Origin of the sequence: Vogesella indigofera (assembly GCF_028548395.1) — a bacterium.
GTDB lineage: Bacteria > Pseudomonadota > Gammaproteobacteria > Burkholderiales > Chromobacteriaceae > Vogesella > Vogesella indigofera_A.
Map to the genome: position 1 here is coordinate 59,167 of NZ_JAQQLA010000007.1, position 13,560 is coordinate 72,726.

A 13,560-nucleotide genomic window follows, 5' to 3' on the forward strand; every position below is an offset into this window, starting at 1 on the left:
TGCTGGCGGCCATATCGAACCGGGATTTGCATTACCGCACCATAAGGAGAACCGATGAACTGGAGTCAGGAATTACTGTTGAGCGCGATCTGGCTGGGAAAGGCCTTTGCCATCACGCTAGTGTGCAGTCTGCTGGCGGGCTGGAGCCTGCTGCATTTTTCGCGCTGGGGACGCCAGTTCTGGCGCCTGAGCGGCGACTTGTTCCGCCCCTCGCTCAACGGCTGGCGACCAGTGCTGTCGCTGCTGGTCATCGTACTGCTGACCCTCAGCGGCGTGCGCCTGAACGTACTGTTCTCGCGCTGGTACAACGAGATGTACACCTCACTGCAGAAGCTGGATGCCAAGCTGTTCTGGGCCTCGATACTAATTTTTGCAATCCTGGCCACCGTCCATGTTAGCCGTATCCTGCTCAACACCTACCTGAGCCAGGGCTTCCTGATCCGCTGGCGGGAGTGGCTGAACGAACGCCTACTCACGCGCTGGCTGGATCACCAGGCCTACTACCGCAGCGAGCACCTGGCCAAACCGGCGGATAACCCGGACCAGCGTATCCAGCAAGACATCGCCAGCTTCGTCAATTCCTCACTGTCGCTATCAATGGGAGTAATCGGCTCGCTGGTGTCGATCTTCGAATTCACTCTGATCCTGTGGGGGCTGTCCGGCACACTGGCTCTGCTCGGAGTAGAAGTCCCGCGCGGCATGGTATTCGCCGTTTACCTGTACGTGATCATCGCCACCGTGTTTGCCTTCCGCATCGGCCGGCCGTTGATCATGCTGAACTTTCTTAACGAAAAACTGGGTGCCGATTACCGCTATGCTTTGGTCCGGCTGCGTGAATACAGCGAGAGCATTGCCTTCTATGGTGGCGAAGCCGTCGAAGGCAGCACCCTGCGCCTGCGCTTTGCCAAAATCATCAGCAATGCCTGGGCCATCGTGTTCCGGACGCTGAAGTTCTCCGGCTTCAATCTCACCATCAGCCAGACCGCCGCCATCTTCCCGTTCGTGATCCAGGCACCACGCTTCTTTGCCAAGCAGATCTCGCTGGGTGACATGATCCAGACGGCAAATGCCTTCGGCGAGCTGCAGGACGGGTTGTCGTTCTTCCGCTCTGCCTACGACGAATTCGCCGGCTTCAAGGCGGTGCTGGATCGTCTAACCGGTTTTCTTGATGCCGTCGAAGGCGCCGCCGCGCTACCGACACCGCGCGTGCGCGACCATGCGCGCCGCGTGGAGCTGCAGAATGTCAGCATCCGCACCCCAGCCGGCCGGGTCCTGCTGGACTGCGCCACCATGCACGTCAATGCAGAATCGTCGATGCTGATCCGCGGCCCGTCCGGCAGCGGCAAGACCACGCTGCTGCGCGCCATCGCCGGGCTGTGGCCATACTGCGACGGCGTCATCCTGCACCCGCATGACGTGCTATTCCTGTCACAAAAGCCCTACCTGCCACTAGGCAGCCTGCGGGCGGCCCTGTGCTACCCGCATCCGGCCACCGGCAACGAGGCAGTTAGCGAGGCACTGGAGGCCGTCCATCTGGGACACCTGCAGAGCCGACTGGACGAAGAGGCGGACTGGAGCCACATCCTGTCGCTGGGCGAACAGCAACGGCTGGCTTTCGGGCGCCTGCTGCTGGCGGCACCGGCGGTGGCGTTTCTGGACGAGGCCACCTCGGCAATGGACGAGGAACTGGAAGACACGCTCTACCGGCTGGTACGCGAGCGCCTGCCGCATACCGCACTGGTCAGCGTCGGTCATCGCAGTACCTTGCTGGTCCATCATGCACAGATCCTGCAGCTAGACGGCAAGGGCGGCTGGCAGCTGGCAACCATCAACAGCTGATAGTTGTCGCAAGGTTGGCCGCAGGCCACGCCTACGCACCCCCGGGATGGCCACACCCTGGCGCCCAGTAACAATGCAACAAAATGGCCGCCAGCACTGAAAGATGCTGGCGGCCAACGTTTTTGTCGCCATCGTGCCGGCACCGCCGGCCTCAGCTACCCCACTCAAACCTTAGCGGCTGGCGACGATGCGGATCTCGATCTTCCAGTCCGGATGGGCCAGTTTCGCCTGTACCGTGCAGCGCACCGGGGCATTGCCCTCCGCCACCCAGGCGTCCCATGCCTCGTTCATGGCATCGAAATCGGCGAGGTCGGTCAGGAAAATGGTGGCTTCCACGATCTTGCTCTTGTCGCTGTCCAGTTCGGCCAGCACGGTGTCGATCAGGCCTAGGGTCTCGGCGGTCTGCGCGCGGGCATCACCCTGACCGCTTTCCGGTACCTGTACGGTGTAGATCAGGCCGTTGACGACCACGGCTTCCGACATGCGCTTGCCTGGTTTGTGGCGATACAGACTCATTGCGACTCCCGAATAAATAGATGGTGGCACTGGCGCCGCTCGGCGGCACCAAACAAAACGCCGGAGACTCGCTCCGGCGCTGGGTTCAGACAACAGCGGCGATCAGGCCACCGAGGCGCGGCGCAGGCTCAGCGAGAAACGCTGCAGCGATTCGATACCGCTGGCCTCGGCGCGGGCGCACCAGTCCTGCAGTTCCTTCAGCAGCTCGTCACGGGTCAGCGACGAACGCTCCCACAGGCGAGACAGTTCCTGGCGCATCGAGTACACGGTATGCAGCACCTGGCTCTTTTCCAGTACCACCGCCAGCTGTTCGCGTTCCTGCACCGGGGTGTCCTTGGCGTCCTGCTTCAGCCAGACCTTCATCTTGCGCACCAGCTGCGGCGCCTTCAGCTCCGGCAGGTGCAGCTTTTCCACCTCGACGCGGTAAACGTCCTTCAGCTCGCGAGCATAGCGAGCCGCCACCGCGTAGCGGTTGGCGATGATCGCCTGCAGGTGTTCCAGATCCAGCTGCTGGGTACGCTGCTCTTCCACCAGCCGCGGCGCCACCTTGCGCACCTTGGCCAGACCGGCGATCTCCAGCATGCGGATGTACATCCAGCCGATGTCGAACTCGAACCACTTGTACGACAGCTTGGCCGAAGTGCCGAAGGTATGGTGGTTGTTGTGCAGCTCTTCGCCACCGATCAGGATGCCCCACGGCAGCACGTTGGTGGAGGCGTCTTCGTTCTCGAAGTTGCGATAGCCCCAGAAGTGGCCGATACCGTTGATCACGCCGGCGGCGAAGAACGGAATCCACGCCATCTGCACCGCCCAGATCGACAGGCCGGCGGCACCGAACAGCACCACGTCGATGGCCAGCATCAGCAGGATGCCCTTGCCGGTGTGCTTGGTGTACAGGTTGTGTTCCAGCCAGTCGTCAGGCGTGCCGTGGCCGAATTTTTCCATGATGCTGCGGTCCTTGCAGGCGGCACGGTACAGTTCGGCGCCTTCCCACATGACTTTCTTGATGCCCAGCACTTGCGGGCTGTGCGGGTCTTCCGCCGTTTCGCAGCGCGCATGGTGCTTGCGGTGAATCGCCGCCCATTCCTTGGTGACCTGGCCGGTCGTCAGCCACAGCCAGAAACGGAAAAAGTGGCTCGGAATCGGGTGCAGATCCAGTGCGCGGTGCGCTTGATGACGATGCAGGAAGATGGTCACCGACGCGATGGTGATGTGGGTCAGGACCAATGCCACCACGATATAACCCCACCAGGGCAGGTCGATCAGACCGTTAAGCCATTCCATTCGTAGTCAAACCTCATTGTTTTAATAGAGATAACGCGCCATTTTACACAAATCGCCGGCGTAAACGGCAAAAGAATCGACAGTCGCCAGCGTACCGATTCGTCACACCGGCGCGGCTATTGTAAGATACGCAGTCATTTCGTCACTCAGGCCGGATCGTGAACGTCAACAAGCACGCTATCAAACTCACCGCCGCCGCTGTCGCCGGCACTTTTGCTTTCTATGGCGCTTTTTCCTACTGGGCCGGCATCAAGGCCGAGGAAACGCTGGCAGAGCAACACCAGATGATTGCGGCGATGTCGGTGTTCAAGGTCAAGTCGCACCAGTACCAGCGCGGCTGGTTCTCGTCGCAGGAAACCACCGAGCTGGAGTTCAACCAGGAACTGCTCGGCCCCTACATCGGCCTGCTGCCGGAAAACGTGCGCCCGCTGTTCCAGGGCACCATCCGCTACCACCACGACGTGGCGCACGGCCCGCTGCCGGGCCTGCTCAGCGGCCACTTCAGCCCCGGCCGCGCCCGCGTCGAAACCACCTTCGACATGAGCGAGGGCACGCGCAAGACACTGCAGCGCTTCTTTGGTGACGCCGAGCCGATCACCGTGGTCAACCGCCTCGGCCTCGCTGGCGGCGGCGAACTGAGCGTGGCGGTGCCGCAATTCGACTATGAGGAAACCCTCGCCGGCGTGAAGATGACCTGGCGCGGTTTCGACCTGCACCTGAACTACGCCGCCGGCTACAAGGAATACCAGGCCGAGTCGGTATCACCCGGCTTCGTGCTGGAGGCCGGCCCCAAGGGCCGCTTCAGCTTTGACAACATCCGCTACCTGTCCGACGTGCGTCCCGGCAACACCGGCGTCAAGCTCGGTACCGGCGAGCTGTCGGTGGCCAATGTCAGCCTGAAGTGGAACGAGAGCATTCCGTACAGCATCAAGCTCAACGAGCTGATCCACCTGGTCAGCCGCGTGCGCGTCGGCGAGTTCATCAACCCGAGCGGCGAATTCCGGCCGTCGAATGTCGAGCTGAAGAACCTGAAGTACCAGATCGTCACCAGCGAGCAGGAAGAATTCATCAATACCCGCGGCAAGCTGGATTTCGACACCTTCAGCTACAACGACAGCGTGTACGGGCCGCTGAAGCTGGACATCTCCGCCAACCACCTGCACGGTCCGACGCTGGTGAAACTGGACCAGGCCTTCACTCGCATCCCGTTCGAGGAGAAGGACCCGACCCAGCTGCGCAAGCGCTACATCGAGGCGATCACCAAGCAGGGCCTGCCGCTGCTGATCAACGATCCGAAGATCATGATCAATACCTTCTCGCTGCGCATGCCGACCGGCGAGGCCAAGCTTGACGGGCAGATCGCGCTGCAGGGATTGCAGGAAAGCGATCTGAAGACGCCGCTGGAATTCATCAAGCGCTTCATCGCGCTGCTCAACATCGAGCTGCCGCGTCAGACGCTGGAAAACATGGTGGTGGCGCAGGCGCGCAACCTGTTCACCGTCGACGCCAGCGCCGAAGAGCAGCCGGATCTCGGCGAAATCGACAACCTGGCCAAGAGCCTGCTCGACGCCCAGCTCAGCGAATGGGAAAACCAGAAGCTGATCACGCAGCAGAACGGCCAGCTGGCCACCAAGATCGACTTCAAGAACGGTACGCTGCTGGTCAACAGCACCCGCGTCGCCCTGCCGTGGGAAGAAGAGGAAGATCCGGCGCCGCCGGCCGCCTCGGCCGCCCAGTAAGAGCCTGTTCAAAGTCTCGCGAGCTAGAGCGAGACAAGGCGAAAGCGCCTGAGGAAGCGGAGTTTACAAGTCGTAAATGAGCATTCCGAAGGCGCTTTTAACGCGGTATCGCCGAAGCGCAGCAGACATTGAACAGGTTCTAAGGCCAGCGGCCCCGTATCACGACACGGGGCCTTTTTCTTGCCCCCTGCCGCGCCATGCCAGGCCATTAAAGCGCTGCCGGGCGCGCAATGAATCCAGCCGCCCGCCACCCTTGGACTAGGCTGAAAGTAAAGACCCACCGGAAGACCCACCATGAGCATGCCCCTGAATGTCGCCCTGATCGGCTACGGCTACGCCGGCCGCACCATCCACGCCCCGCTGCTGCACGCCTGCCCGGCGCTGTGCCTGCACACCATCGTCAGCAGCAAGGGCGAACAGCTGCTGCACGAGCACCCCGGCAGCCGCGTACTCAGCGACGTGGCGCTGGTGCTTGCCGACCCGGACATCGATCTGGTGGTGATCGCCAGCCCCAACGACAGCCACTTCCCGCTGGCCGCGGCGGCGCTGGCCGCCGGCAAGCACGTGGTGGTCGACAAGCCGTTCACGCTGACCGCAGCCGAGGCGCAGGAGCTGCAGGTGCTGGCCGGCGTGCACCGGCGCCTGCTGTCGGCCTTTCACAACCGGCGCTGGGATGCCGACTTCCTCACCCTGCGCCAGCTGCTGCAGGACGGCACGCTGGGCGACATCGCGCTGTTCGAGTCGCGCTTCGAGCGCTACCGGCCGCAGGTGCAGGCGCGCTGGCGCGAGTCCGCCAGCGCCGGCGGCGGACTGTGGTTCGACCTCGGCCCGCACCTGCTGGACCAGACGCTGCAGCTGTTTGGCCGACCACGCACCATCCACGCCGACTTCGCCGCGCAGCGCTGCGGCGCCGTCGCCACCGACTACTTCCACGTGCAGCTGCACTACGGCCGGCTGCGGGTGCGGCTGTCGGCCAGCAGCCTGATCAGCGGCGGCGTGCCGCGCTTCGCGGTGCACGGCACGCTGGGCAGCTACGTGAAATACGGGCTGGACACCCAGGAAGCGGCGCTGAAACGCGGCGAGGCGCCGGGCGGCCCCGGCTGGGGCGAGGACCCGCTGCACGGCTTGCACTACTGGCAGCAGGATGGCGAGGAACACGGCGACGTGGTGCCGACCCTGAACGGCGACTACCGCCACTACTACGCCGCGGTGGCGGCGGCGATCCATGGCGAAGGCGCCAACCCGGTGCCGGCTGACGACGCGATCGCAGTGATGCAGCTGATCGAGCTGGGACTGGACAGCGCCCGCAGCGGCTGCGAACTGCCGGTGTAACGGCAAATGTCAAAACGCTGCGGCCAACCTTGGCCACAAGGTTGGCCGCAGCCTTATTCCGCAGCGCGCGAACGCGCTATTCCCACACCACGCTGCTGACGAACAGGTAGCCGGCGCCGTACACGGTCTTGATCAGGCGCGGATTGTAGGAGTCGTCTTCCAGCTTGCGCCGCAGCCGCGAGATGCGCACGTCGATGCTGCGGTCGAACGGCGAGATGTCGTGCTGCCCCAGCAGCTGCTCGCGCGGCAGCACGCGGTTGGGACGCTCCAGGAAGCGCAACAGCATCAGCCCCTCGCCGGCGCTGAGCGGGCGCTCACCACCGTCCGGCGCGTACAGCGACAGCCGCGCCACGTCGAAGCGCCAGCCGGAAAAGTGCGCCACCCGCTGCCGTGCCGCGTCGCCAATCTCGCCCGGCGCCTCGCAGCGGCGCAGGATGCTGCGCACCCGCGCCACCAGCTCGCGGGGCTCGAACGGCTTCATGATGTAGTCGTCGGCGCCGCTCTCCAGCCCCATCACCCGGTCGCCGACATGGCCGCGGCCGGTGAGGATGATCACGCCGCAGCGATGGCGCTCGCGGATCTGTCGCACCAGCGCCATGCCGTCCATGTCCGGCAGGCCGAGGTCGACGATGCACAGGTCCGGCGCCTGCTGCCGCAGCCGTTGCAGGAAGGCCTGGCCGGTACGGAACGATTCGTGACGGAACTGGTACTCCGCCAGCACGCCGCTGATCAGCCGCGCCACCGCCAGGTCGTCTTCCACCACGTAGATCAGTTTTTCGGGCGGCACCGCCGCCGTCAGTTCGTTCTGGGACACAACATCACCTCGTCGAGCATCCGGCCCAGCTGGGCCTCGGTAAAGGGTTTGGCCAGCAGCGGAATGTCGCGGGTGCGGTCATCCGCCGCCTCCGCAGGCGCGGCGTAGCCGCTCATCAGCAGGATGCGGATCTCCGGCCGCTGCTGCCGCGCCAGCGCCGCCAGCTGGCGGCCGCCGAGCCGGCCCGGCATCACGATGTCGCTCAGCAGCAGGCCGATGTCGGCGATGCTGGCCAGCAGCGTCGCCGCCTCGTCGCCGTTTTCCGCCTCCACCACCGGATAGCCGAGCGCGCTCAGCTGCCGCTGCACCACGCGGCGCACCTCCGGATCGTCCTCCACCAGCAGCACCAGCGGCCGTTCGCGGCCACCGGCCCGGCCGCTGAAATCGAGCCGGCCGTGCGGCTGCGCCGTCGGCGTGGTACGCGGCAGGCGCAGGCTGAACACGCTGCCGCCCCCCGGCTGGCTGCTGACGCTGACCTGGCCGCCGGACTGGCGCGCAAAGCCGTACACCATCGCCAGCCCCAGGCCGCTGCCGCTGCCGAACTGCTTGGTGGTAAAGAACGGCTCGAACACGCGCAGCTGCACCTCCGGCGTCATGCCGCAGCCATTGTCGGTCACGTCGATGCGGATGTAGTCGCCGCCGGCCAACTGCCACTCGGCGGCGGCGCGCGCATCCAGCGTCTCGACGTTGGCCGCAATCTGCAGCCTGCCGCCGTCCGGCATCGCGTCGCGCGCGTTCAGCACCAGGTTGAGGATGGCGCTTTCCAGCTGATTGGCGTCGGCCATCACGTAGTCGTGCTCCGCCGCCAGCTGGCAATCCAGCGCAATGTTTTCCGGCAGCGAACGCTGCAGCAGCTGCATCATGCCGCCGATCAGCCCGCCGATCGGCACCGGCTGCGCCAGCAGCGGCTGCTGGCGGGCAAAGCCCAGCAGGCGCCGCACCAGTTCCACGCCGCGTCCGGCGGCGTGCAGCGCCGGGTCGAGATAGTCCAGCAGCGCCGGCTGCTGCGGCAGACGGTGGCGCAATTCGCCGAGGTTGCCCAGCACCACGGTCAGCATGTTGTTGAAGTCGTGTGCCATGCCGCCGGACAGCTGGCCGATGGCTTCCATCTTCTGCGCCTGCACCAGCGCCGCCTGGGTCTGCTTCTGCTCGGTGATGTCGAAGGACAGCACGAAGCAGCCGAGCACCTCGCCGTCGGCGGCGATCTCCGGCACCAGCGTGCTGCGCGCGAAGATGGTGCTGCCGTCGTCCTTTTCCATCGAGTACTCGTAGCTGAGCTGCTTGCCGGTCAGCGCCTCCTCGACATAGTGCTGCACCGCGGCGTAGAACTTGCTGCCAAGCGCCAGCGAGATGTGGCGCCCGCTCATCTGCGCGCTGTCGCGGCCGAACCAGTCGGCGTAGCCCTTGTTGGCGTAACGGTAGATCTGGCCGTGGTCGAAATAGGCGATCAGCGCCGGGATGGTGTCGGTGATCAGCCGCAGCCGCTGTTCGCTGCGCTGCAAGTCGGCGCCAAGCTGCGCGTTGGCCGCCTGTGCGGCACGCAGCTGGTGCCGCGCCTGCTCCAGCTCGGCGGTGCGCTGTCCGACGTGGCCTTCCAGATCCAGCTTCTGCTGCTGCAGCAGTCGTGCGTAGGCCTGCTGTTCGGTCTGGTCGGTGTACAGCGCGATGAATCCACCCTGCGGCAACGGCTCGCCGCGCACGCGCAGCACCGAACCGTCCGGACGCATGCGTTCAGTGTCATGGCGCTCGAAGCGCTGCGCGCGCACCACCCGCTCTGCCACCTGCAACTCCGCATCGCCGGGGCCGTATTCGCCACGGCAGGCGTTATAACGGATGTAGGCTTCGAACGGCGTGCCCACCGCCGCCAGCTGCGGCGGGAAATCCAGCAGCGTCAGGAAACGCTGGTTGCAGGCCACCAGCTTCAGCTCGGCATCGAACACGGTGACGCCCTGGTCCAGCAGGTCCAGCCAGGACAGCAGCATGGCGCCGGGCGCGGCCTCTGGCGGCGGGTGTTGCATCATCACGACGCTCCTTCGCCAGAAAACACTGGCATAGCGAGTAAAAACACCATTTTAGAGCAGCACCACCACAAAATGCCGCGGTGGCAACGATTCGTTACATTTGACACAAAGTTGCGCAAGGTTTTGCCGCAACCATCGACCGGATAACAGTTGGCGCCGCCCTGCCCCGGGCCGGACGGCACGACACAAAGCAGCACCACAGGAGAGCCGGATGTCACAAGCAAGCAAGCCCTACCAGAGCGGTCTTTGCAAGACCGCCGCCAATTTCACCGCGCTGTCGCCGCTGGGTTTCATCGAGCGCGCCGCCAGCGTCTACCCCGAACACATCGCCGTCATCCACGGCAGCCTGCAGCGCAACTGGCGCGACACCTACAGCCGCAGCCGGCGCCTGGCCTCGGCACTGCAACGCCACGGTGTTAGCGCCGGCGACACCGTGGCGGTGATGCTGCCCAATATCCCGGCGATGGTGGAGTGCCATTTCGGCGTGCCGATGTCCGGCGCGGTACTGAACACCCTCAACACCCGGCTCGATCCAGAAGCGATCGCCTTCATGCTGCAGCACGGCGAGGCCAGGGTACTGATCACCGACCGCGAGTTCGCCTTCACCATCGCCCCGGCGCTGGCGCTGCTGCAGACGCCGCCGCTGGTGATCGATGTCGACGATGCGGAATACGACGGCCCCGGCGAGCGTCTGGGGCAGATGGAGTACGAGGAGTTCATCGCCGGCGGCGACCCGGAATTCGCCTGCCAGCTGCCGGCCGACGAGTGGGACGCCATCGCGCTGAACTACACCTCAGGCACCACCGGCAACCCGAAAGGCGTGGTCTACCACCATCGCGGCGCCTACCTCAACGCCATCAGCAACATCGTCGACTGGGGCATGCCGCACCACGCCATCTACCTGTGGACGCTGCCGATGTTCCACTGCAACGGCTGGTGCTTCCCGTGGACGGTTGCGGCCAACGTCGGCACCAACGTCTGCCTGCGCCGCGTCGACCCGCGCCTGATTTTCGAGCTGATCAAGCAGCACAAGGTCAGCCACTACTGCGGCGCGCCCATCGTGCACACCATGCTGATCAACGCGCCGGCGGAGTGCAAACAGGGCATCGAGCACCCGGTCAACTGCCTGGTGGCCGGCGCCGCGCCGCCGTCGGCGGTGATCGAGGGCATGGAGAAGCTCGGCTTCAACATCACCCACGTCTACGGCCTGACCGAAACCTACGGCCCGGCCGCGGTCTGCGCCAAGCAGCCGGCGTGGCAGGCGCTGGACCTGTCCAGCCGCACCGAACGCAACGGCCGCCAGGGCGTGCGCTACACCATGCAGCACGGCATGACGGTGCTGGATCCGGAGACGATGCAGGAAGTGCCGCACGACGGCGAGACCATGGGCGAAATCATGTTCCGCGGCAATCTGGTGATGAAGGGCTACCTGAAGAACGAGGCCGCCACCGCCGAGGCGCTGGCCGGCGACTGGTTCCACACCGGCGACCTGGCGGTGATCCAGCCCGACGGCTACGTCAAGATCAAGGACCGCTCCAAGGACGTGATCATCTCCGGCGGCGAGAACATCTCGTCGCTGGAAGTGGAGGACGTGCTGTGCCGCTTCCCGGACGTGATCGCGGCGGCGGTGGTGGCACTGCCGGACCCGAAATGGGGCGAGGTGCCGTGCGCCTTCATCGAGCTGCGCGAAGGCGTCAGCGGCGACGAGGCGGCGGTGATCGAACACTGCCGCGCCCACCTCGCCCGCTTCAAGGTGCCCAAGCGCATCATCTTCGGCCCGATCGCGCGCACCTCGACCGGCAAGATCCAGAAATTCCTGCTGCGACAGCAGACGCGTGCCAGCTCGGCCATCGAGTAAGGCGCAAGGTTGGCCGCAACGCTGCGGCCAACCTTGTCGCGGCTACCCGCGCCGACCGGTCGTGGCGGCAATACCGATCAGCCATAAAAAGCCAACGCCGCGTCCCCACTGTGGGGTGCGGCGTTGTTGCCGGAACGGGTGCCCAGCTGTGCCGGCAACGCCAGACGCGTGACCGAGCATGACCAGGTCAAGGGCCGCCGCTAGCGCGCCTTGCGGAAAGTGAGATTGATGCGCTGCGCCCCCAGCAGCGGATGGCTGCCCGGCTGCAGCGGCAGCACGCCGTGGTAGCGCAGGCGCGCCGGTCCGCCCCACACCACCACGTCGCCGTGCGCCAGCGACACCCGTTGCGCACGCTCGCTGCGCTGCATGCCGCCAAACAGAAACACCACCGGCAGCCCCAGCGATACCGACACGATGGGCTGGCTGAAGTCGCGCTCGTCGCGGTCCTGATGCAGCGCCATGCGCGCGCCCGGCTGATAGCAGTTGATCAGGCAGGCATCCGGTTCAAAACCGGCAAAACCGGCCGCCGCCGCCGCGCTGGCGGCCAAGCGCAACCAGTCCGCCGGCAGCGGCGGCCATGGCTCGCCGCTGGCCGGGTCCTGCGCCGCGTAGCGGTAGCCGCGGCGATCGCTGACCCAGCCGTAGTCGCCGCAACTGCTCATCGCCACCGACATCGGCTGGCCGCCCGGGGTGAGCATGTGGCGCAACGGCGCCTGCGCCAGCAAGGATGGCAAGGCCTGCAGTAGCGCCGCCGCGTACGGCAGCGCAAAGCCGCGCAGCACCAGCGCACCGTCGCCGAGCGACTCCTGCCACTGTGGCGGCTGGTCGGCAAACAGGTCGGCCGTCATCGTCCGCGTACCCGTTTGAACACCGCAGCCGTCATCGCCGCGCCTTGATCGCCAGAGCTCACGGTTTGGCCTCGCGCGCCAGCAGTGCCTGTTTGCGCGCCACGCCCCAGCGGTAGCCGGACAGGCTGCCGTCGGTGCGCACCACGCGGTGACAGGGAATGGCCACCGCCAGCACGTTGGCCGCACAGGCGCCGGCCACCGCGCGCACCGCCTGCGGCGCGCCGATACGCCGGGCGATGTCGCGGTAACTGGCGGTCTCGCCGGGCGGAATCTCGCGCAAAGCCTGCCACACCCGCTGCTGGAAGGCGGTGCCGCGCACGTCCAGCGGCAGGTCCAGCCCCAGCGCCGGCGCCTCGACAAAGCCGACCACCGTCGCCACCAGTTGCTCGAAGGCGGCGTCACCGCCGATCAGCTCGGCACGCGGGAAGCGGTCCTGCAGCTCGTGCAGCAGCGCCTCGGCGTCATCCCCCAGCGAAATCGCGCACACGCCGCGTTCGCTCTGCGCCACCAGGATCGCGCCCAGCGTGCACTGGCCGACGGCGAAGCGGATCACCGTGCGCGCGCCGCCGGCGCGGTAGTCGCCGGGCGTCATGCCCAGCACCGCGTCGGCCTGCGCGTAGAAGCGGCTGTTGGCGTTGAAACCGGCGTCGAAAATCGCCGCCGTCACCGTGTCATGCTGCTTCAGTCCGTTGCGCACGCGCTCGGCGCGACGCGCGGCGGCGTAGGCCTTCGGTGTCAGCCCGGTGTGCTGCTTGAACAGGCGATGGAAGTGGTAGCGGCTGAGGCCGACCGCTGCGGCCAACGTTGCCAGGTCCGGCAGCGTGTCCGCGTCGTCGATCAGGCGGCAGGCGACGGTGACCTTCTGCGCGTGCTGCTGCGCCAGCGACGGCTGGTCCGGCTTGCAGCGCCGGCAGGGGCGAAAGCCGGCACGTTCGGCGTCGGCGCAGCTGGCATGAAAGCACACGTTCTCCGGCCGCGCCTGCCGCGCCGCACACGACGGCCGGCAGTAGACGCCGGTGCTCTGCACCGAGTAATAGAAGCGGCCGTCGGCGCGCGCATCGCGTGCCAGCACCGCCGCCCAGCGCGGGTCGCTTTCCGTTGCCGCCGCCAGGGCGCGGCGTTTTGCTGTCGCGTTCATGGTCATGTCCTTTTGCACTCGTCAGCCACTGTATGAGCCTACTGTAGCCAACGCGGCGGCGCCCGGCACCCCGCCGCTTGCTGCCGAATTCGCCTATTTTGCGACAGTGGCCGCCATTGCAACAAGCCGGCGCAAGAAACAGGATGCGGTCGGCGCGGCGCAGGGGTAGCG

10 protein-coding genes are annotated in these 13,560 nt (G+C 65.9%); 4 read left to right on the forward strand and 6 right to left on the reverse strand.

Features of this window, described 5'->3' with window-relative positions; translation table 11 throughout:
- The first annotated feature begins 54 nt into the window (after positions 1 to 54).
- Positions 55 to 1,839: an ABC transporter ATP-binding protein/permease gene (locus PQU89_RS12420; RefSeq protein ID WP_272766121.1), complete on the forward strand. Its 1,785-nt coding sequence runs from the start codon at positions 55 to 57 to the stop codon at positions 1,837 to 1,839.
- Between the two features lie 171 nt (positions 1,840 to 2,010).
- Here PQU89_RS12420 and PQU89_RS12425 read toward each other — a convergent pair whose 3' ends face one another.
- Positions 2,011 to 2,355, reverse strand: a complete 345-nt coding sequence (locus PQU89_RS12425) for a RidA family protein (protein ID WP_189352195.1) — start codon at positions 2,353 to 2,355, stop codon at positions 2,011 to 2,013.
- 102 nt (positions 2,356 to 2,457) lie between these two features.
- On the reverse strand, positions 2,458 to 3,639 hold the full coding sequence (locus PQU89_RS12430) for a DesA family fatty acid desaturase (protein ID WP_272758352.1): 1,182 nt from the start codon (positions 3,637 to 3,639) through the stop codon (positions 2,458 to 2,460).
- A 158-nt stretch (positions 3,640 to 3,797) separates the two neighbouring features.
- On the opposite strand from PQU89_RS12430, the gene PQU89_RS12435 reads away from it, so the two are divergent.
- Together PQU89_RS12435 and PQU89_RS12440 are read left to right on the forward strand one after the other, a co-directional pair.
- Entirely contained in the window at positions 3,798 to 5,378 is a 1,581-nt protein-coding gene (locus tag PQU89_RS12435; protein WP_272766122.1) for a YdgA family protein, read from the forward strand.
- 294 nt (positions 5,379 to 5,672) lie between these two features.
- Entirely contained in the window at positions 5,673 to 6,710 is a 1,038-nt protein-coding gene (locus tag PQU89_RS12440) for an oxidoreductase (RefSeq protein WP_272766123.1), read from the forward strand.
- 76 nt (positions 6,711 to 6,786) lie between these two features.
- Here PQU89_RS12440 and PQU89_RS12445 read toward each other — a convergent pair whose 3' ends face one another.
- Both PQU89_RS12445 and PQU89_RS12450 read right to left on the reverse strand, forming a co-directional pair.
- A complete protein-coding gene (locus tag PQU89_RS12445) occupies positions 6,787 to 7,524 on the reverse strand; it encodes a response regulator transcription factor (RefSeq protein WP_272766124.1) in 738 nt (245 codons plus the stop codon).
- Positions 7,506 to 9,545, reverse strand: coding sequence for a PAS-domain containing protein (locus tag PQU89_RS12450; protein ID WP_272766125.1), 2,040 nt, complete (start codon positions 9,543 to 9,545; stop codon positions 7,506 to 7,508). The genes PQU89_RS12445 and PQU89_RS12450 overlap by 19 nt, the downstream gene beginning before the upstream one ends.
- A gap of 211 nt (positions 9,546 to 9,756) precedes the next feature.
- On the opposite strand from PQU89_RS12450, the gene PQU89_RS12455 reads away from it, so the two are divergent.
- Positions 9,757 to 11,403 carry an acyl-CoA synthetase gene (locus PQU89_RS12455; protein ID WP_272766126.1) on the forward strand — a complete coding sequence of 549 codons (1,647 nt, stop codon included), beginning with the start codon at positions 9,757 to 9,759 and terminating at the stop codon, positions 11,401 to 11,403.
- 200 nt (positions 11,404 to 11,603) lie between these two features.
- Here PQU89_RS12455 and alkB read toward each other — a convergent pair whose 3' ends face one another.
- Both alkB and ada read right to left on the reverse strand, forming a co-directional pair.
- Positions 11,604 to 12,251: a DNA oxidative demethylase AlkB gene (gene alkB, locus PQU89_RS12460; protein WP_272766127.1), complete on the reverse strand. Its 648-nt coding sequence runs from the start codon at positions 12,249 to 12,251 to the stop codon at positions 11,604 to 11,606.
- 58 nt (positions 12,252 to 12,309) lie between these two features.
- Entirely contained in the window at positions 12,310 to 13,389 is a 1,080-nt protein-coding gene (gene ada, locus PQU89_RS12465) for a bifunctional DNA-binding transcriptional regulator/O6-methylguanine-DNA methyltransferase Ada (protein WP_272766128.1), read from the reverse strand.
- Between the last annotated feature and the right edge of the window lie 171 nt (positions 13,390 to 13,560).